General features: G+C 72.9%; 19 protein-coding genes and 1 pseudogene. 16 read left to right on the top strand and 4 right to left on the bottom strand.

All coding sequences use genetic code 11. From position 1 onward, the window contains the following. Positions 1-285 precede the first annotated feature (285 nt). The 3 genes from QQM67_RS01375 (at position 286) to truA (ending at position 3,155) form a co-directional block, all read left to right on the top strand. Positions 286-1,308 carry a DNA-directed RNA polymerase subunit alpha gene (locus tag QQM67_RS01375; protein WP_055485885.1) on the top strand — a complete coding sequence of 341 codons (1,023 nt, stop codon included), beginning with the start codon at positions 286-288 and terminating at the stop codon, positions 1,306-1,308. Between the two features lie 202 nt (positions 1,309-1,510). Further along, positions 1,511-2,125: a 50S ribosomal protein L17 gene (gene rplQ, locus QQM67_RS01380; protein ID WP_314171588.1), complete on the top strand. Its 615-nt coding sequence runs from the start codon at positions 1,511-1,513 to the stop codon at positions 2,123-2,125. 106 nt (positions 2,126-2,231) lie between these two features. Then, positions 2,232-3,155: a tRNA pseudouridine(38-40) synthase TruA gene (gene truA, locus QQM67_RS01385; RefSeq protein WP_314172203.1), complete on the top strand. Its 924-nt coding sequence runs from the start codon at positions 2,232-2,234 to the stop codon at positions 3,153-3,155. A 27-nt stretch (positions 3,156-3,182) separates the two neighbouring features. Here truA and QQM67_RS01390 read toward each other — a convergent pair whose 3' ends face one another. Continuing rightward, a complete protein-coding gene (locus QQM67_RS01390) occupies positions 3,183-4,025 on the bottom strand; it encodes a hypothetical protein (RefSeq protein ID WP_314171590.1) in 843 nt (280 codons plus the stop codon). 755 nt (positions 4,026-4,780) lie between these two features. Between QQM67_RS01390 and rplM the strand changes: the two genes are divergently transcribed. From rplM to glmM, 3 genes are all read left to right on the top strand, one after another. After that, positions 4,781-5,224, top strand: coding sequence for a 50S ribosomal protein L13 (rplM, locus tag QQM67_RS01395; protein WP_314171591.1), 444 nt, complete (start codon positions 4,781-4,783; stop codon positions 5,222-5,224). 42 nt (positions 5,225-5,266) lie between these two features. After that, on the top strand, positions 5,267-5,770 hold the full coding sequence (gene rpsI / locus QQM67_RS01400) for a 30S ribosomal protein S9 (RefSeq protein ID WP_314171592.1): 504 nt from the start codon (positions 5,267-5,269) through the stop codon (positions 5,768-5,770). Between the two features lie 440 nt (positions 5,771-6,210). After that, entirely contained in the window at positions 6,211-7,569 is a 1,359-nt protein-coding gene (gene glmM / locus QQM67_RS01405; RefSeq protein ID WP_314171594.1) for a phosphoglucosamine mutase, read from the top strand. A 102-nt stretch (positions 7,570-7,671) separates the two neighbouring features. Here the strand turns inward: glmM and coaA are convergent, their stop codons facing one another. After that, positions 7,672-8,628 carry a type I pantothenate kinase gene (gene coaA / locus QQM67_RS01410; RefSeq protein ID WP_314171596.1) on the bottom strand — a complete coding sequence of 319 codons (957 nt, stop codon included), beginning with the start codon at positions 8,626-8,628 and terminating at the stop codon, positions 7,672-7,674. 141 nt (positions 8,629-8,769) lie between these two features. Between coaA and QQM67_RS01415 the strand changes: the two genes are divergently transcribed. The 8 genes and pseudogenes from QQM67_RS01415 to QQM67_RS01450 all read left to right on the top strand — a co-directional run bounded on the left by QQM67_RS01415 (position 8,770) and on the right by QQM67_RS01450 (position 15,811). Continuing rightward, entirely contained in the window at positions 8,770-9,030 is a 261-nt protein-coding gene (locus QQM67_RS01415) for a hypothetical protein (RefSeq protein WP_314171597.1), read from the top strand. Positions 9,031-9,111: 81 nt separating this feature from the next. Further along, positions 9,112-9,852 (top strand): annotated as a pseudogene (locus QQM67_RS01420) (glutamine--fructose-6-phosphate transaminase (isomerizing)); the annotation flags it as partial. A 50-nt stretch (positions 9,853-9,902) separates the two neighbouring features. Next, a complete protein-coding gene (locus QQM67_RS01425) occupies positions 9,903-10,271 on the top strand; it encodes a holo-ACP synthase (protein WP_314171599.1) in 369 nt (122 codons plus the stop codon). 100 nt (positions 10,272-10,371) lie between these two features. Continuing rightward, the gene (locus tag QQM67_RS01430; protein WP_314171600.1) at positions 10,372-11,850 is read left to right on the top strand and encodes an NAD(P)H-hydrate dehydratase; all 1,479 of its coding nucleotides are present in this window, start codon (positions 10,372-10,374) and stop codon (positions 11,848-11,850) included. A gap of 133 nt (positions 11,851-11,983) precedes the next feature. Beyond that, positions 11,984-13,192 (top strand): alanine racemase, encoded by a 1,209-nt coding sequence (gene alr / locus QQM67_RS01435; RefSeq protein WP_314171602.1) that lies wholly within the window; start codon positions 11,984-11,986, stop codon positions 13,190-13,192. Positions 13,193-13,208: 16 nt separating this feature from the next. Further along, on the top strand, positions 13,209-14,717 hold the full coding sequence (locus QQM67_RS01440) for an alpha/beta fold hydrolase (protein WP_449657446.1): 1,509 nt from the start codon (positions 13,209-13,211) through the stop codon (positions 14,715-14,717). 87 nt (positions 14,718-14,804) lie between these two features. Further along, positions 14,805-15,401 carry a tRNA (adenosine(37)-N6)-threonylcarbamoyltransferase complex ATPase subunit type 1 TsaE gene (gene tsaE / locus QQM67_RS01445; protein WP_314171604.1) on the top strand — a complete coding sequence of 199 codons (597 nt, stop codon included), beginning with the start codon at positions 14,805-14,807 and terminating at the stop codon, positions 15,399-15,401. Positions 15,402-15,553: 152 nt separating this feature from the next. After that, entirely contained in the window at positions 15,554-15,811 is a 258-nt protein-coding gene (locus QQM67_RS01450; RefSeq protein ID WP_314171606.1) for a hypothetical protein, read from the top strand. A 74-nt stretch (positions 15,812-15,885) separates the two neighbouring features. On the opposite strand, the gene QQM67_RS01455 is transcribed toward QQM67_RS01450, so the two are convergent. Together QQM67_RS01455 and QQM67_RS01460 are read right to left on the bottom strand one after the other, a co-directional pair. Beyond that, positions 15,886-16,050: a hypothetical protein gene (locus QQM67_RS01455; RefSeq protein WP_314171608.1), complete on the bottom strand. Its 165-nt coding sequence runs from the start codon at positions 16,048-16,050 to the stop codon at positions 15,886-15,888. Between the two features lie 153 nt (positions 16,051-16,203). Continuing rightward, positions 16,204-16,761: a hypothetical protein gene (locus QQM67_RS01460; RefSeq protein WP_314171609.1), complete on the bottom strand. Its 558-nt coding sequence runs from the start codon at positions 16,759-16,761 to the stop codon at positions 16,204-16,206. 266 nt (positions 16,762-17,027) lie between these two features. Between QQM67_RS01460 and QQM67_RS01465 the strand changes: the two genes are divergently transcribed. Both QQM67_RS01465 and tsaB read left to right on the top strand, forming a co-directional pair. Beyond that, the gene (locus QQM67_RS01465) at positions 17,028-18,491 is read left to right on the top strand and encodes an LmeA family phospholipid-binding protein (RefSeq protein ID WP_314171610.1); all 1,464 of its coding nucleotides are present in this window, start codon (positions 17,028-17,030) and stop codon (positions 18,489-18,491) included. Positions 18,492-18,586: 95 nt separating this feature from the next. Further along, entirely contained in the window at positions 18,587-19,252 is a 666-nt protein-coding gene (gene tsaB / locus QQM67_RS01470) for a tRNA (adenosine(37)-N6)-threonylcarbamoyltransferase complex dimerization subunit type 1 TsaB (RefSeq protein WP_314171612.1), read from the top strand. Positions 19,253-19,262: the final 10 nt, after the last annotated feature.

Consider the following 19,262-nt stretch of genomic DNA (forward strand, 5'->3'; position numbering starts at 1 on the left):
ACGGCCGCTCCGGCGCCGGTCCCTGGTGGCGTGCACCACGCGTCTGCTTGGGGTCTGGGGATTACTCCCCAGGGTGTTGCAGCATCGACACCCAGGTGCAGGAGCAGCTGATCGTCGAGCTGTACTCGAAGTAGTTCGGGTACGCCCGGCTGCTGCCGTCGAGCCCCGCTCGACGGCAGCGGTCCAACCGGGGTGGGTGGCACGGCACTCGGAAAGCGCCGTGCCACCCGTACCCTGTCAGTACGGCATCAAATAGCGGTTGCCGAAGACTGGAGGCATCACCACATGCTGATCGCTCAGCGCCCGTCCCTGACCGAAGAGGTCGTCGACGAATTCCGCTCACGGTTCGTGATCGAGCCGCTGGAGCCCGGGTTCGGCTACACCCTCGGTAACTCCCTGCGTCGTACGCTCCTCTCCTCGATTCCCGGAGCGGCTGTCACCAGCATCCGGATCGACGGTGTCCTGCACGAGTTCTCGACCGTGCCGGGCGTCAAGGAGGACGTCACCGACCTCATCCTCAACATCAAGTCCCTCGTGGTCTCCTCGGAGCACGACGAGCCGGTCGTGATGTACCTGCGCAAGCAGGGTCCCGGCCTGGTCACCGCCGCGGACATCGCGCCGCCGGCCGGTGTCGAGGTGCACAACCCCGACCTGGTCCTCGCCACGCTCAACGGCAAGGGCAAGCTGGAGATGGAGCTGACGGTCGAGCGCGGCCGCGGTTACGTCTCCGCCGTGCAGAACAAGCAGATGGGCCAGGAGATCGGGCGCATTCCGGTCGACTCCATCTACTCGCCGGTGCTCAAGGTCACGTACAAGGTCGAGGCGACCCGTGTCGAGCAGCGCACCGACTTCGACAAGCTCATCGTCGACGTCGAGACCAAGCAGGCCATGCGGCCGCGCGACGCCATGGCCTCGGCCGGCAAGACCCTGGTCGAGCTCTTCGGCCTGGCACGCGAGCTGAACGTCGACGCCGAGGGCATCGACATGGGTCCGTCCCCGACGGACGCCGCGCTCGCCGCCGATCTGGCGCTGCCGATCGAGGAGTTGGAGCTCACCGTCCGCTCGTACAACTGCCTGAAGCGTGAGGGCATCCACTCCGTGGGCGAACTCGTGGCGCGTTCCGAGGCGGACCTGCTCGACATCCGTAACTTCGGCGCCAAGTCGATCGACGAGGTCAAGGCGAAGCTCGCGGGCATGGGCCTGGCCCTGAAGGACAGCCCGCCCGGATTCGACCCGACGGCCGCCGCCGACGCCTTCGGCGCGGAGGACGACACGGACGCCGGGTTCGTCGAGACCGAGCAGTACTGATCTGATCCGCGCTCAGCGGTTCTGATCTCGCGGGGCCGTACGTACGCGTACGGCCCCGTCGCCCGGCCGGGAATCCGCCCGGTCAGGCTCTCCCTCGGCCCCTGACGGGCTTGGGGATACCCCCGCATCCGGTACCTGATACGGCCGGAACTGCCACCGGTACCTGATACGGCCGGTGCAGGGACATAGAAGGAGAAGCACGATGCCGAAGCCCACCAAGGGTGCCCGCATGGGCGGCAGCGCCGCGCACCAGAAGGCGATGCTGGCGAACCTCGCCACGGATCTCTTCGAGTACGGGCGCATCACCACCACGGAGGCGCGGGCCCGTCGGCTGCGTCCCGTCGCGGAGCGTCTGATCACGAAGGCGAAGAAGGGCGACCTGCACAATCGCCGTCAGGTCATGCGCACGGTCACGGACAAGAGCGTGGTCCACACCCTCTTCACCGAGATCGGTCCCCGCTACGAGAACAGGCCGGGTGGCTACACCCGCATCACCAAGATCGGTAACCGGCGCGGGGACAACGCCCCCATGGCGGTCATCGAGCTGGTGGAGGCCCTGACCGTGCAGCAGCAGGCTGTCGGCGAGGCCGAGGCCGCCACCAAGCGGACGGCCAAGAAGGCGGCAGGCGACAAGCCCGCGTCGGGGTCCGGCCAGAAGAAGGCCACCAAGGCGGCGACTGCCAAGGCGAAGGCCACCAAGGCGGACGAGGCCAAGGCCGAAGAGGCCGAGGCCGCCGACGAGGCTGCGGCCGACGAGACCGCCGTCAAGGAGACCGCCGCCGAGGAGTCCGGGACCGAGGAGTCCAAGGACGCCTGACGCTCGTGGAGCTCGTGAACGGGCCCGTTCCCTTCGGGGGGCGGGCCTGTTCGTTCTTCACCGTGAGAGGAACGGAAGGATCGGCGTCGTGACCGACGCGATGGACATGACGCGGGCGACGGGCGCCGCGCCTGCCGCGGCAGGCGGGCCGGACGCCGTCGGGCCCGGCAACGTACGCGTCCGGCTCGACCTGAGCTACGACGGCAAGGACTTCTCCGGCTGGGCCCGGCAGCGCGGCCGGCGGACCGTACAGCAGGAGCTGGAGGACGCGATCCGCGTCGTGCTGCGGCTCGGGCAGCGGGAGCCCGCCGCGCCGGTGGATCTGACGGTCGCGGGGCGCACGGACGCCGGGGTCCACGCGCGGGGCCAGGTCGCCCACGTCGACCTGCCTGAGGAGGTGTGGGCCGAGCACGGCGGTCAGCTGCTGCGCCGTCTGGCGGGGCGGCTGCCCATGGACGTACGGGTGTGGCGCGTCGGCGCGGCACCCGAGCACTTCAACGCCCGCTTCTCCGCGGTCTGGCGCCGCTACTCGTACCGGGTGACCGACCATCCCGGCGGCGTCGACCCGCTGCTGCGCTCCCATGTGCTGTGGCACAACTGGCCGTTGGACATGGACGCGATGAACGCCGCGGCCCGGCATCTGCTGGGCGAGCACGACTTCGCCGCGTACTGCAAGAAGCGCGACGGCGCGACCACCGTCCGGACCCTGCGCGAGCTGCGCTGGGAGCGGCACGCGGACGGCGTGCTGGAGGCGACCGTGACGGCGGACGCCTTCTGCCACAACATGGTGCGCTCGCTGGTGGGGGCGATGCTCTTCGTCGGCGACGGGCACAGGCCGCCGGAGTGGCCAGGGCAGGTGCTGGCAGGGCGGGTGCGGGACTCCGCGGTCCACGTCGTACGGCCGCACGGGCTGACCCTGGAGGAGGTCGGCTATCCACCGGACGATGAGCTGGCGGCGCGCAACTTGGCGGCACGCAACAGGCGTTCACTGCCCGCGGCAGGCGGGGCGGCGGCTACTGGCTGTTGCTGACCGCTCGCGCCGGCGCGCGTGGCGCTGCTACTCGGGGGAGGCGCCCACGGCCTTGGCCGCCTGGTCCTTGCCGCGCTTCAGGATGCGGGCGTACGCGTACGTCGAACCGTCGCGCCCCGCCTGCTCGGCCTTCGCATCGGCGGAGGTGGAGGGCTTGCCGTTGGTGCGGCCCGCGATGGTGAAGTAGGCATACCGGCCAAAGGAGTTGGCGGTCGTACGGCAGGTGACGGTGCGGCAGAAGTCCGGGACGCCGCCGCCCTTCAGGGCGACGAGGTTCGGCTTGTACTGCTGCTTCACCTTGGCAGCGGTCTTCGCGTCGTCGAAGACGGCGATGCCCACCGTGACGGCGAGCCCTCGGTGGGTGTAGGTGGCCCGGAAGAGACTCTCGCAGCCGTTCTTGCTGAGGACGGGGCCGAGCCCGGCGTGCGCGGCGTCGGCGCAGTCCTTGCTCGTATCGGTCGAAGTGCGCTTGTACGGGCGGCCGTTGACCTTGACGCTCGACGACGGGTAGAGCGTGCCGACGCTGAGCGGGGCCTTGTCGCGCTTGGCGTCGGAGACGAAGTCGCGCGGCGGCGGGGGCGGCGGCGGTTCGTCCTCGAACGTCGGTTCACCGCTGCTCGACGGCAGGTCCTTCGGGGTGGGCAGGGTCTCCGACGGCTTGTCCGAGGCACTGCCTCCGCCGCCGCCCTCGCTCATCACGGCGAAGGCGACTATCCCGGCGACGACGACGGTGGCGAGCGCACCGGCGCCGGCGATCATCCAGCGGCGCTTCCGTGTGCGTTCCCGTTCCGACTCGTCGGCGAGCGCCGCCCAGTCGGGAGTGGAGGAACCGCCCGGACCCTGGCCGGGTCCATCCTGCCCAAAGCTCATGGGGCGCATCATATTCGGTTGGAACCGGGGGAATGCCACCGCGTGAACCGCTACAAGTGGCCGTTCTTGAGCTCCCCTTGAGGTCACGGAGGTAACGGAGGTCGCGCGTCCGATGACGTTCCGCGCCGGTCGCTCTCGTCGCGCCGAACGGGCTGGCGATAGGGGGCGGTTGCGTCCCGTCTCGGTGAACTCGCCCCGCACGGAGAGGCGATGGGGATGGCGTGACCTCGTCCGTTCCGTGCGGCAGCAGCAGCGGCCGGAGACGTACGAGGTCCACGCACGAGCGACCACGCGCGCGATCCCTCGGCTGGAAAGCGAGCGTCGAGGCAGCGCAACGTCGCCTCGTGCTGGTCGCCGGGGGCCGTCGAAAGACCGGTGGACAGAGCCCGTCGGCCGGTCATGGGTCGTGCCCGGCCCGTTTTGACCCGTACGGGTGCGCCCCGGTAAGCTGCCCGTTCGTTGTGTGTATTGGCTTGCTCATTCTCACGTGGGAGGGCCTTACACCCGGCCCACCGGCCGATGACCAGCGATCAGCACACGCGGCCCGCGTCACCGCGGTGCGGTCAAGGCTGAAGTGATCTGCCAGGTGGCCTTGTCAGGACCTTTCCCGTTGCCCTCCGGGGCTCAAGGGAGATGTCCCCCAGCCCCTCGCGGGCCGGGGCGACCCGTCCCTTGGCCCTACGGGCTGGGGAGACCCGTCCCCTAGCCCTTGCGGGCCTGGGGAGACCCCACTAGCAGAAGCGAAGGCTACGACAGTGCGTACGTACAGCCCCAAGCCCGGCGATGTCCAGCGCCAGTGGCATGTCATCGACGCGCAGGACGTTGTCCTGGGCCGTCTGGCCACGCAGGCCGCCACCCTTCTCCGGGGCAAGCACAAGCCGGTGTACGCGCCTCACGTCGACACCGGTGACTTCGTCATCATCATCAACGCCGACAAGGTGCACCTGTCCGGCAACAAGCGGACCCAGAAGATGGCCTACCGCCACTCCGGATACCCGGGTGGCCTGCGGTCCGTCCGCTACGACGAGCTGCTGGAGAAGAACCCCGCGAAGGCCGTGGAGAAGGCCGTCAAGGGGATGCTCCCGAAGAACACCCTGGGCCGCCAGATGCTCTCGAAGCTGAAGGTCTACGCGGGAGACCAGCACCCGCACGCCGCCCAGCAGCCCGTGCCGTTCGAGATCAGCCAGGTCGCGCAGTAAGTCCGGCCACCCACCCGATACAGAGAGAAGTTGAGGAGAACCGTGGCCGAGACCACTGCTGAGACCCCCGTAGAGGGCGTCGAGGAGTACACGACCGAAACCCCCGAGGCGCCCGAGGAGTTCACCTCCGAGTCGCTCGCGTCCCGCTTCGGCGACCCGCAGCCGGCCGCCGGCACGGGGCGCCGCAAGAACGCCGTCGCCCGCGTTCGTATCGTCCCGGGCAGCGGCAAGTGGAAGATCAACGGTCGCACCCTGGAGGGATACTTCCCCAACAAGGTGCACCAGCAGGAAGTCAACGAGCCCTTCAAGGTGCTCGAACTGGACGACCGCTACGACGTCGTCGCCCGTATCAACGGCGGCGGCATCTCGGGTCAGGCCGGCGCTCTGCGCCTCGGTGTGGCCCGCGCGCTGAACGAGGCGGACGCGGACAACAACCGCGGCCCGCTGAAGAAGGCCGGCTTCCTCACGCGTGACGCTCGCGCGGTCGAGCGCAAGAAGGCCGGTCTGAAGAAGGCCCGCAAGGGCACGCAGTACAGCAAGCGCTGACGCGCCGGTCTGGCTGCGCTGCCGCACAGCAGCGATCGAACCGCCCCGGGGGTGCGAAACCGTACCCCCGGGGCGTTCGTCTATGAGGATGACGGCGAACCGGACGGTGAGGCGGCGTCCCGGCCCGCGGGAGCGGGCGTACGCACACGAGCGGTCGGGCCCCGGCATGCCGCTCGCGTGCACTCGGTATACAACGTGTCGCGACGGGCACCGTTGATGAGCGCGGGCGGCGCGAGAGCGTGCCGGGCACGGGGGAGCGACAGCAGACCGGGGTATGACGGATACCTTGCACGGACGGGGCGAGCTCCGATCTTCCGTACGGACCGGGTGGTGTCCGGTTCGCGTTCGCCCCATATGCGGCTCGTATACAGCTCGTATCCGGTCGGGACCCCGTCCTCGGCCCGGAGAGCGGGCTCGACTCGGACTCGGAGGAACCACAAGTGGGACGACTCTTCGGTACGGACGGTGTGCGCGGTGTCGCCAACGAGGGCCTGACCGCCGAGCTGGCGCTCGGCCTGTCGGTCGCGGCGGCTCACGTGCTCGCTGAAGTGGGCTCGTTCGAGGGACACCGGCCGGTGGCCGTCGTCGGACGGGACCCACGGGCGTCCGGGGAGTTCCTGGAGGCCGCCGTCGTCGCGGGCCTGGCGGGCGCCGGAGTCGACGTGCTGCGCGTGGGCGTGCTGCCCACGCCGGCCGTCGCCTATCTGACCGGATCGCTCGGTGCGGACCTCGGCGTGATGCTCTCCGCGAGCCACAACCCCATGCCCGACAACGGCATCAAGTTCTTCGCGCAGGGCGGCCACAAGCTCGCCGACGAGCTGGAGGACCGCATCGAGGCGCTCTACCGCGAGCACGGCACCGGCCAGCCGTGGGAACGCCCGACGGGGGCGGCGGTCGGCCGCGTCCGCGACTACGACGAGGGCTTCGACAACTACGTGGCCCACCTCGTGGGCGTACTGCCGAACCGCCTCGACGGGCTGAAGATCGTCATCGACGGGGCGAACGGAGCCGCCTCACGCGTCTCCCCCGAGGCCTTCGCTCGCGCCGGTGCCGAGGTGGTCACCGTCGGCGCGGACCCCGACGGGCTCAACATCAACGACAACTGCGGCTCGACCCACCTCGACGTACTGCGTGCCGCCGTCGTGGAGCACGAGGCCGACCTCGGCGTCGCCCACGACGGCGACGCGGACCGCTGCCTCGCGGTCGACGCCCAGGGAGAGGTCGTCGACGGCGACCAGATCCTCGCCGTACTGGCGGTGGCCATGCGGGACGCGAGCCGGCTGCGCAAGGACACCGTCGTCGCCACGGTCATGTCGAACCTCGGCTTCCGGCTGGCGATGGCCCGCGAGGGCATCGAGGTGCTCCAGACGGCGGTCGGCGACCGCTACGTACTGGAGGAGATGAAGCGCGGCGGGTACGCGCTGGGCGGCGAGCAGTCCGGGCACGTGATCGTGCTCGACCACGCCACCACCGGGGACGGCACGCTGACCGGCCTGATGCTGGCCGCCCGCGCCGCCGCGACCGGCAAGCCCCTCGCGGAGCTGGCGAGCGTCATGGAGCGGCTGCCGCAGGTGCTGATCAACGTGCGGGACGTGGACAAGAGCCGCGTGGACACCTCCGCCGAGCTGGCCGCCGCGGTCAACGACGCGGAGCGCGAGCTGGGCGCCACGGGCAGGGTCCTGCTGCGTTCGTCCGGGACCGAGCCGCTGGTACGGGTCATGGTGGAGGCCGCCGACAGCGAGCAGGCCGAGTCCGTCGCGGGCCGCCTTGCCGATGTGGTGAAGAGCTCGCTCGGCTGAGGACGGGCCGCCTCGCGTACGTACGGTCGTCGTACCGGAGTCGTACGGGCCTGCGGACCGGCCGACAGACCGGCCGACGGACCGGCCGACGGACCGGCGTCCTCACAGCTTCCGCAGCGAGAGCCGGCGGACCTTGTGGTCCGGGCCCTTGTGCAGTTGCAGCGTCGCGCGGCCGCGCGTGGGCGCGATGTTCTCCCGCAGATTGGGCTCATTGACCGTGCGCCAGGTGCGCCGCGCGTATTCGAGCGCCTCCTCCTCCGTCACCTGCGTGTAGCGGTGGAAGTACGAGCGCGGGTCCTGGAAGGCCGTGTCCCGCAGCGCGCGGAAGCGGTTCAGATACCAGGCCTCGATGTCGCTGGTGCGGGCGTCCACGTAGACGGAGAAGTCGAAGTGGTCGGCGAGGGCGAGCCTGGTGCGCCCGTCCCTGCCCGGCAGCGCGGGCTGGAGTACGTTCAGCCCTTCGACGATCAGGATGTCGGGACGCCGCACCGTCAGCCGCTCGTCCGGGACCCGGTCGTAGAGCAGGTGCGAGTAGACGGGCGCGCTCACCTCGGGCCTGCCCGCCTTGACGTCGGCGACGAACCGGATGAGGGCCCTGCGGTCGTACGACTCGGGGAAGCCCTTGCGCGACATCAGCCCGCGCTCCCGCAGCTCCGCCGTGGGCAGCAGGAAGCCGTCGGTGGTGACGAGTTCGACGCGCGGGTGCTCCGGCCAGCGGGCGAGCAGCGCACGCAGCAGCCGGGAGACCGTGGACTTGCCCACCGCGACGCTGCCCGCGACGCCGATCACGAACGGGGTGCCGCGGGACTCGCCGTCCGCGTCTCCAGCGGCCTCCCCGAGAAAGGTGTTCACCGCGTCGCGGAGGCCGTGCGTGGCTCCGACGTACAGGTTGAGCAGCCGGGAGAGCGGGAGGAAGACCTCGCGCACCTCGTCGAGGTCGACGACGTCGCCGAGGCCGCGCAGCTGCTCGACCTCGTCGGCGGTCAGGGGCAGCGGCGTGCGCTCGCGCAGCGCGCTCCACTCCTCGCGTGAGAGATCCACATAGGGGGTGGTGGGCACCCGGCCATTCTGCGCCCGGCCTGCCTGACGGGCCCCGGCGGCCCGGGACGTGGAGGGCTCGCGCGCCCCGCACGAACCCTCCGTGAAAACGGGATGTGCAGACGGTGTACGCGCGGTTGGTTTTGCCGCTACGTTCCCGGCATGTCCCTCCGCATCGGCCGCTTGAGCCTCAAGTACCACATACGAAGACGACCCGCCCTGCCCGCGTCACCCCTGGACCGGGACTTCGCGGCCCGCATACAGAGCGATCTGGCGCTCGACGACCTGCCCGACGAGGACCTGGCGGAGGATCTCTCCGAGAGCCTCGACTTGTACGTCCCGGGCAGCAAGCCGCGGTGTGAGGAAGCGGAGTACCTGGAGCTGATGGAGGACGCCATAGAGCGCATAGCCCGGGGCCGCTGAGCCCGCTCCGCGCCCCGCGAGAAGCCCGCCCGCACCTCGGCCCCGGCGCCGGTGCGGGCGCACACGCTCTAGGGTGCTCGCATGTGCGGAATCGTTGCGTACGCGGGAGGGCGGTCCGCCCTCGGTGTCCTCCTCGACGGGCTGCGCCGGCTGGAGCGCCCGGACTACGACTCCGCCGGGATCGCCCTGCTCGTCGACGGGGGACTGGCGGCGGCGAAGAAGGCGGGGACGTTCGACGACGTGCGCGAGGAGCTGAGGGTGCGCCCGCTTCCGGCCGCGACGGCGGGGATCGGACACATCCGGCACGCGACGCACGGTCCGCCCACGGACCTCAACGCACACCCGCACCTGGACGATTCGGGGCACGTCGCGGTCGTACAGAACGGCGACATCGGCGACCACGGGCGGCTGCGGGCCGAACTCTCCGGCCGCGGCCACGAGTTGGTGTCGGAGACGGACACCGAGGCCGCCGCCCATCTGCTCGCCGAGCACTTCTCCTCCTGCGGCGACCCGGCCGAGGCCATGCGCCAGGTCTGCCGCCGCCTGACCGGCACGTTCGCGCTGGTCGCCGCGTACGCCGACGAACCGGACGTGATCGTGGGCGGCTGCCGCGGGCTGCCGCTGACCGTGGGGATCGGCGACGGCGAGACGTTCCTGGCCTCGGACACCGCGGCCTTCGCACCGCACACCCGGGAGGCCGCCGACGTCGGCGACGGGCAGGTGGTGACGGTGCGGCCGGACGGCGCGTGGATCACGGATCTGGAGGGGGTGCCGGTGGAGCCGCGTACGTACGAGGCGAGGCCGGGCGCCGCCCGGAGCGAGGGCGACGCCCGCGGCGGGCGCGGCGAGGACGAAACCGTCGGGGGTACGAGGTGATCGTCGGGGTCGGCATCGACGTGGCCGAGATCGACAGGTTCGGACAGGCGCTGGAGCGCACTCCGACGCTGGCCGAACGGCTCTTCGTGGACGCCGAGTTGTTCCTGCCGAGCGGCGAGCGGCGGGGCGTGGCCTCCCTGGCCGCCCGCTTCGCCGCGAAGGAGGCGCTGGCCAAGGCGCTGGGGGCGCCCGGCGGTCTGAACTGGACCGACGCGGAAGTCGTCCAGGCCGACTCGGGCCGGCCCTCGCTGACCGTACGGGGGACGGTGGCCGCGTGCGCGGCGTCGCTGGGCGTCCGGGGCTGGCATCTGTCGCTCTCGCACGACGCGGGCATCGCCTCGGCCGTGGTGATCGCCGAGGGATGAGCCGCGGTCGGCGGCATCGGGCCGCGGCGTCCCGTCGGCGCGGTGAGCCCTCGTCACGTTCGTGTGGTCCGTGCCGCGGGTGCGCCGTCAGACTGGTGGGATGAGGACTGCGTACAGCGTCGAGACCGTACGGGCCGCCGAGCGGCGGCTGATGGACCGCCTGCCCTCCGGAGCGCTGATGCAGCGCGCCGCGGCCGGGCTCGCCTCCGCGTGCGCGGGGCTGCTGGGACGGACGTACGGCAGCCGCGTCGTGCTCCTCGTCGGCAGCGGCGACAACGGCGGCGACGCGCTCTTCGCGGGGGCACGCCTCGCCAGGCGCGGAGCCGGCGTCAGCGCCGTGCTGCTCGCCCCGGAGCGCGTCCACGAGGGCGGCCTGGCCGCGCTGCGGGCCGCCGGCGGGCGGGTGCTGACCGCACCGGGTGCCGTCGTGGAGGGCGCGCCGGTGCCCGTGGAGCAGGTCATCGCGCGGGCCGATCTCGTCGTGGACGGGATCGTGGGCATCGGCGGAAAGGGCGGACTGCGGCCGGCCGCCGTCGAGTTGGTGGAGCTCGTGCAGCGTGCCGGCCCGGCCGTCGTGAGCGTGGACCTGCCCAGCGGTGTCGACGCGGACACGGGCGAGGTGCCCGGGGTGGCCGTACGGGCCGATGCGACGGTGACGTTCGGCGCGTACAAGCCGGGGCTGCTGCTCGTTCCGGGGCACGAGCACGCGGGCGCCCTGCGCCTGATCGACATCGGACTCGGGCCGTACCTCGATGCCGGCCCGGCGGCGGAGGCGCTTCAGCACGCCGACGTGAACGGGCTGCTGCCCCGGCCGGAGGCGGAGAGCGACAAGTACCGGCGCGGCGTCGTGGGCGTCGTCGCGGGGTCGGCCCGCTATCCCGGTGCGGCCGTGCTCGCCGTGTCGGGCGCGCTGCGCGGCGGAGCGGGCGCCGTGCGGTACGTGGGACCGGCGGCGGACGCCGTGATCGCGCGCCACCCCGAGACCCTGGTGTCCGGGGGGCCGCCGAGCAAGGCGGGCCGCGTGCAGGCGTGGGCGGTCGGCTCGGGCCTCGGCGAGGACCGCGAGCGGCTGGAGGACGTACTGGCCGCGCAGGTGCCCGTGCTCATCGACGCGGACGGGCTGCGCCTCGCGGACCCGGCCGCACTGCGCGCCCGTACGGCACCGACTCTGCTGACGCCGCACGCCGGGGAGGCCGCCGCACTGCTCGGCTGGGAGCGCACGGAGGTCGAGGCGCGGCGGCTCGCGGCCGTACGCGAACTCGCCGAGCGCACGGGCGCGACGGTGCTGCTGAAGGGTTCGACGACGGTCGTCGCCGGTCCCGGCGGCATGCGCGTCAACGCGACAGGAAGCGGCTGGCTTGCCACCGCCGGGACGGGGGACGTGCTCTCCGGGCTCATCGGTTCGCTGCTGGCGGGCGGCCTCGATGTGCTGGATGCCGCGTCGGCGGGTGCGTATCTGCACGGGTTGGCGGGCCGCTTCGCGCGGCGGCCCGCGGGTGCGTCGGATGTGGCGGAGGCGCTGACGGAGGCGTGGCGTGACGTGCTGCGGGACGGGGACGGCGGGCCTGCGGCGGGCTGATGCGTACGGGCTGGGCCACGGGCCCGTCGGCCCCAGCCCCGCAAGCGGTTTTCCCGCGTGCGTACGGCACGGGGTGACGGAACTGGGACAGTACGGAGAAAGCCGTACCACCCCCACCTGAGACACTGACACCGTGAACGACCGCTCAGGCCCCGCCGCTTCCCCCGCGCCTCCCGGCACCGCGCCGCCCGGCTCCGAGGCCCGCCGTGCCCGCGCCGAGATCGACCTCGACGCGGTGCGCGCCAACGTACGCGCGCTGCGCGCCCGCGCACCCCGCGCGGAGCTGATGGCCGTGGTGAAGGCGGACGGATACGGGCACGGAGCGGTGCCCTGCGCCCGCGCCGCGCGCGAGGCCGGGGCGTCGTGGCTGGGCACCGCCACCCCGCACGAGGCGCTGGCCCTGCGGGCGGCCGGTGACACGGGACGGCTGATGAGCTGGCTGTGGACGCCGGGCGGGCCGTGGCGGGAGGCGATCGAGGCGGACATCGACGTCTCGGCGAGCGCGCTGTGGGCGCTGGAGGAGATCGTCGCGGCGGCCCGCGTCAGCGGCCGTACGGCTCGGGTCCAGCTGAAGGCCGACACGGGGCTGGGCCGCGGCGGCTGCCAGCCCGCCGACTGGCCGGACCTCGTCGCCGCGGCCCGTGCCGCGGAGGCGGAGGGCTCGGTGCGGGTCACCGGAATCTGGTCCCACTTCGCCCGCGCCGACGAGCCGGGGCACCCCGCGAACGCCGAACAGCTCGGCGCATTCCGCGATGCGCTCGCGGTCGCCGAGCGGGCCGGTCTCGACCCGGAGGTGCGGCACCACGCCAACTCGCCCGCGACGCTGACGCTTCCGGAGTCCCACTTCGACCTCGTACGGCCGGGGGTCTCGGTCTACGGGCTCTCACCGTCCCCCGAGGTCGGCGTCGCGGCGGAGCTGGGGCTGCGTCCGGCGATGACGCTGAGCGCCTCGCTCGCGCTGGTCAAGGAGGTGCCCGCGGGGCACGGCGTCAGCTACGGGCACACCTACCGCACCCCGGGCGCGACCACGCTCGGGCTCGTGCCGCTCGGCTACGCGGACGGGGTGCCGAGGCACGCCTCCGGTACGGCGCCGGTGCTGGCCGGTGGCAAGTGGCGGACGGTGGCCGGGCGCGTGGCCATGGACCAGTTCGTCGTCGACCTCGGCGGCGACCCGGCCTCCGCGGGCGACGAGGTCGTGCTCTTCGGCCCCGGCGACCGGGGCGAGCCGACGGCGGAGGACTGGGCGCGCGCGGCGGGCACCATCTCGTACGAGATCGTTACGCGCATCGGCGCCCGGGTATCACGGATCCATACGAACGAACGGGCGAATACGGGGGGTTGAGCGGATGAGTCCCGGGGTGCATTCGAGAGCGGTCGCCGGGCCGTCGGGCCCGGCGGGGGAGCTCGTGGACGCCGCGGCCTCGGCCGCCGCAGAGGTCCCGGGCGGTGGAGGCGGGGGCGCGTGGGGCCGTCGGGCCGGGCTCGCCGGGGCGACGCTGGGGCTCGTGGCGGCGGGCGTCGCGGTGGAGCGGCTGACGGTCAACCGGGCGGTGCGGCGCAGGGCCCGGCTCGCGCTGGACGCGGCGGGGCCGTACGGCTCGCTGCGCGGGACCGCGGGCACCGCGTACGCGGAGGACGGCACGGAGCTGTACTTCGAGACGGACGAGCCGGAGGCGTACGGGGACGGCGCCGGGCAGCCGGCGCGCCGCCGCCGCGCAGCGAACGGCGCCCGGTCCGCGGCGGCCCGTACCGCTGCCGCCGCGGCGGCGGGCGACGGCGTCGGTGGCCCGACCGTGGAGCCCGTACGCATCGGCACCGGAAGCGGCTCCGACGGACAGGACGCCGACGGGCAGGCCGGGGACGGAACGGCCGGGGGCGAGCAGCCCGCGGGTCCGCCCACCCCGCACCGCAACCGCCTGATGCGGCTGCTGAGGCGGCGCTCCGCCACCGCGGACGCCCGGAACGGTCCGGCAGGCAAGGAACGCGGGTCCGCTGGACGCGAGGGGGCGCGTCGCGGTGCCGCCGCCCCGCCCCCGACCGTCGTCTTCACCCACGGCTACTGCCTCGGCCAGGACGTATGGCACTTCCAGCGGGCCGCCCTGCGCGGCGCCGTACGGACCGTCTACTGGGACCAGCGCAGCCACGGACGATCCGGGCGCGCGCCCGTCGGCGAGCCCGTGACGATCGACCAGCTGGGCCGCGACCTCAAGGCCGTGCTCGACGAGGTCGTGCCGGACGGCCCGATCGTGCTCGTCGGCCACTCGATGGGTGGCATGACGCTGATGGCGCTCGCCGACCAGTACCCCGACTACGTCGCCGAGCGCGTCACCGGAGTCGCGTTCATCGACACCAGCGCGGGCGGGCTCGGCGAGGTGACATACGGGCTGCCGCTCCCGAACCTCGGCCTGAAGGCGGTACGGCGCGTGGTGCCCGGCGTGCTGAAGGCGATGGTCGCCCAGAGCGCGCTGGTGGAGCGGGGGCGCCGTGCGACGGCGGACCTCTTCGCCGGGCTGGTCAAGCGCTACTCCTTCGGTGATGCGCGGAACGTCGATCCGGGCGTCGCGCGCTTCGCGGAGCGGCTGATCGAGGCCGTGCCGATCGACGTGGTCGCGGAGTTCTACCCCGCCTTCGAGGCGCACGAGAAGACGGCCGCGCTGGCGGCGTTCGACGGGCGCCCGGCGCTCGTACTCGCGGGGGACCGCGACCTGCTCACTCCGTACGCGCACAGCGAGGCGATCGCCGCCGCGCTGCCCTCGGCCCGGCTGCGGATCCTGGAGAAGACCGGTCATCTGTCGATGCTGGAGCGCCCGCACGAGGTCAACGAGGCCCTGGCGCAGCTGATCACCCGGGCCGTCACGGGAACCTGAGCGCGCGGGCCCGGCCGGAGCCGCCGTGAGCAGGCCCGTCGGGAGCGCGGCGCAGCGCCCCTGTTCGCGCGCGTACCATCCGGACGCATGGAAGCACCACAGTCCCCGACGGCGGCCGAACCGCTCGCCGTCCAGCGCACCGCCCTCGTTCCGGATCCCGAGCGGATGCAGGAGGTGGGACGGCGCATCGCGGGCCTGCTCGGCCCCGGCGACCTCGTACTGCTCACCGGCGAGCTTGGCGCGGGCAAGACCACGCTCGCGCGCGGGCTGGGCGCCGGGCTCGGAGTGCGTGGCTCGGTGACGTCGCCGACGTTCGTCATCGCGCGCGTGCATCCGCCGCTCGGCGACGGACCGCCGCTGGTTCACGTCGACGCGTACCGGCTGGGCGGGCGCGGGCTGGAGGAGATGGACGACCTCGACCTCGACGTCTCGCTGCCCGAGTCGGTCGTGGTCGTGGAGTGGGGCGAGGGCAGGGTCGAGGAGCTCTCGGAGGACCGTTTCCACGTCCTGATCGAGCGCGAGACGGGGGCACGCCCGGAAGGCGGCCGAGGCGCGGGAGGTTCCGGCGAGGGCGCGGGCGAGGACGCCGTGGATGCCGTGGACGCCGCGGACGACGTACGGACCGTGACGGTGACCGGCGTCGGAGAGCGGTGGCGCGGAGTGGATCTCTCCGTTCTCGGCTGACGCTCCGGCCGGGCAGGCCGCGCGGCCCGTACGTCCCGACAGGTTGTCGGCAAGATGTTGCACGGGCGGTGGCGCGCGTGGTCAGATGGTCGGGAGTGCGGGGTTAGGTCTGCCTCACTTGACCCGCCCGCCCAGGAGCCACGGGAGGACCCATGCCCGCCGAAGACCGAGTGCGGAAGCCGGGCGCGCAGCCGTCGGCTCCGAAGGAGACGGGCGTTTCGATGCGGGCGCTGCTGGCGTCGTGTGCGGCCGCCGACGCGGTCTCGACGCCGCCTTCGGATGCGGGCGCGGACGCCGGCGGCCAACGGCGCGGGCGCGTGCCCGACAAGGAGCACGTGGAGCCGGAGGACGGCGGCGCCTCCTCGGCGCCCGGCCGACCGCGCGCCCGGCGGGGCCGGGACGCCGCCTGAGCCCGAGGCGTCAACTCGCCCTCGGCCGCCGCCCGTTCGCGGCACACAGCAACCTGCGTTAGGGCGGAGACGCCCTAACGCAGCCACCGCAGCCAACGCAGCGCCGCGTCGGCGCAGTCCTCGGGGCGGCTGTCGAAGGCGATGGCCGCGTCCGGTGCGTGCCGCCGGACAAGGTTGACCGCCTTCTCGAAGAATTCGGGCAGCGGCTCGTGCTTGCGGATGCCGCCCCCGATGACCACGCAGGCGTACTCGTCGCGGCTCGGCGCCTGCGCGATTCGTGCCTTCCGGGTTCTCGTCCAGTGCGACCAGGCATCGGTCGGCCTCGATGCCGTACCGGTCGAAGCGCTCCGGCCGCCTCCCTGTCGCAGCCGAGCCCCGCTGGAGCACCGGTCCTAGCGGACCACCACGACCCTCGTGCCGATCGTGGCGAACAGCCACATCGCCTCGCCGTCCGCGCGGTGCTCCCGGATCCCGCCGGTCTGCTCCACGGGGTCGGCGTCCGGCATCGAACCGTCGAGCGCGGCGCTGAAGCCTATGGTCGTGCCCTGGCTGGTCGCGAAGCGCACCACGTTCTCGACGGGCACCCCGTCCGAGCCCGTGACGTGCGGAGCGCGGGATTCGACCTTGTACGTACCGGGCTTCGGGTCGACGGAGCTGGGGGCCACCCGGAAGGTGCGCTTGACCTCCTGGTTCTCGCCCATCAGCCAGACCCGGTCGCGGTCCAGGTCGTACACCACGCGCTCGCCCGCGCCCGAGAACGCGGGAAGGTTGGTCTCCCGCTCCTTCTTCTCGCGCTCCGAAGGCCCCTCGCCGGGGCCCCGGGAGTCCGACGAGCCCGCCTTCTCGCGGTCCTGCGCGGCGCTCGCCTGGTAGGTGAAGAATCCGATGACGGCCAGGGCTGCCGCCGTAAGCGCCGCCACCACCGCTCCCGCGCCGCTGCCACGTGCCACCGTGCGCCGCCCCTCTCAGAGTCCTCGTTCCGGCGTCGACGGTAGCAGCAGGTGAAGCGGCCCGGAGGGCTGCCGAGAGCCGCAGCGGTCCGCGGCGGCCGTTCCCGCGCAGGGCGCGTGTGACCGCTCCGATGCGCCATTCCCCGTTCCACGGGCGGGAGTTGGAGATCGCGTCGGTCTTGTGTTCGCATGTGGCGATGAGCGCGCACCGACCCCCGACAAGATCCACAGGGTGGCCACGCAAGGCACCGAATCCTTACGAGGAGTTGGCGTCGCCCGACGCGCCACCGGTCGCGGGGCAGAGACCCAGCCCGTACGACGCGCTCGGACCGGGCCCCGACCCCGTCCACGACGGAGGGCCGCCGGCCGGGAGCGGCCTCTACGGCAGCCCGTACGACGGTTTCCGCGGCGAGGTGTACGGCGATGGACACAGCGACGCGTACGGCGACGGGCACAGCGACACCTGCGGCGACGTGAACGTGGACGTCCGCGCGCACGGGCACGCGGATCCGAGTGCCGAACAGGACCTTCCCGCACGGCACTCGGGCACGTCCCGCATCCCCGGCGGGTTCCTGCTGCGCTCCGACCACGACCTGGCCGACGAGCATCCCGGGGAGCGTCCCGAGGACCGGATGCCCTATCTGCGCGCCGTGCGCAGGCGCCGCCGTTCCAGGACGGTCGGCACGGTGAAGGCCGCCGTCGCCCTCGCCGTGCTCCTCGCCTTCCTCGCGGTCGGCGACCGCTGGGCCGCCCTGTACGCGGAGAACGAGGCCGCCGGGAAGGTGCAGAGAGCGCTGAAGCTGCACGCCCAACCCGAGGTGCACATCGGCGGGTTCCCGTTCCTGACCCAGGTCGCGCGCGAGCGGCTCGACCATGTCGAGGTCACCGTCCCGGACATGCCCGCGGGCCGGATATCGGTCGCGCAGGTGAAGGGCTCCGTCGACGACGTCCGGATCGTGGGCGACGCCCCGTCCTCCGTCAAGGGCGCGGTGCTCGGCAGGATGAGGGGCGACGTACTGCTCGACTTCGACGATCTGGACCGTGAACTGGGCACATCCCAGGTCGACTTCACCGCCGGCTCGCGCGACTCCGTCCTGGCGCGCGGCGAGTTGCCCGTGGCCGGGAAGCGGGTCGAGGTGGGCGCGCGGGCCCATCTGCGCCGGACCGGCGACCACGGAGTCGGCACGACCGTGGACCGCATGCGGCTGAGGGTGCCCGGCCTCTTCTCGTACACCCCTGGCGAGGACGGCGGCCTGCGGCTGGCCCGTCCCGTCGCCGACCGCATCAAGCGTGACGCCGCGGAGGCGAAGGCCCTCTTCCGCATCGGAGCCGTCGCCGAGCGGTTCGGGCTCTCGCCGGAGCGGGCCGCGCAGGTGCGGCGGAGCGAGACGGAGCTGCGCCGCACGACCGGAGCCCCGCGCTTCGTCGACAGGCTCATGAAGATCAACATGCTCGACGTCGTGGTCGAGCACCCCTGGCTGCTGAAGCGGATCGGCATCGACCCCGCGCTGATCGAGGGCCTGAAGAGGATCGAGGAGCCGAAGCTCGCGGAGAAGCTCTCGCTGTCGGTGCGGCTGCCGGAGATACCCGGCGACGTGCGCCTTCGCGGGATCACCGTGGAGAAGCACGGGATACGCGCGAAGCTGACGGGCGCGGACATGCCCTTCGGCGACGCCGCGCAGCACATGCAGCAGAAGCGCATGCAGCGGGGGGCCGGCGGGGAGCGCTGAGGCCCCGCTCCGGCCTCCCGGGTGCAGGTCACCCGAAAGCGTCCCGTGCGGGACCCCGGAACCGGCCGCCTCCGATCCGCCGTAGGCTGGCTACCGTGCTGTTGCTCGCTCTTGACACCGCCACGCCGGCCGTCACCGTCGCGCTGTACGACACCGACGGCGACCGCCTCCTCGCGGCCTCCGACCAGATCGACGCCCGCCGCCACGGCGAACTGCTGCTGCCGTCGGTCGACCGGGTGCTGCGCGAGGCCGGCCGCCCCCTGCCCGACGTCGACCGCATCGTCGTGGGCACGGGCCCCGGCCCCTACACCGGGCTGCGGGTGGGGCTGGCCACCGCTGAGTCCTTCGGTGCCGCGCTCGGCATCCCGGTGCTCGGTCTGTGCACGCTCGACGGGATCGCGTACGCCTCCGGCCTGGACGTCCCCTTCGTGGTCGCGACGGACGCCCGCCGCAAGGAGGTCTACTGGGCGCGGTACGCCGACGCCCGTACGCGCATCGGCGGCCCCGCCGTCGACCGCCCCGGCGAGCTGCCGGCCGAGGTGACCGCGATGCCCGCCGTCGGCGCGGGGGCGCGGCTGTACGAGGAGACCTTCACGGGGCTGCGCACGGACCTCCCCCTCGAACAGTCCGCCGCCGCGCTGGCCTGCCTTGCCGCGGAGAAGCTCGCCAAGGGCGAGGAGTTCCCGCCGCCGCGGCCCCTCTACCTCCGGCGCCCCGACGCCCGTGTGCCCGCCAACTACAAGGTGGTCACGCCCAGGTGACCCGTACCGC

Source organism: Streptomyces winkii (assembly GCF_032248595.1).
Lineage (GTDB): Bacteria > Actinomycetota > Actinomycetes > Streptomycetales > Streptomycetaceae > Streptomyces > Streptomyces winkii.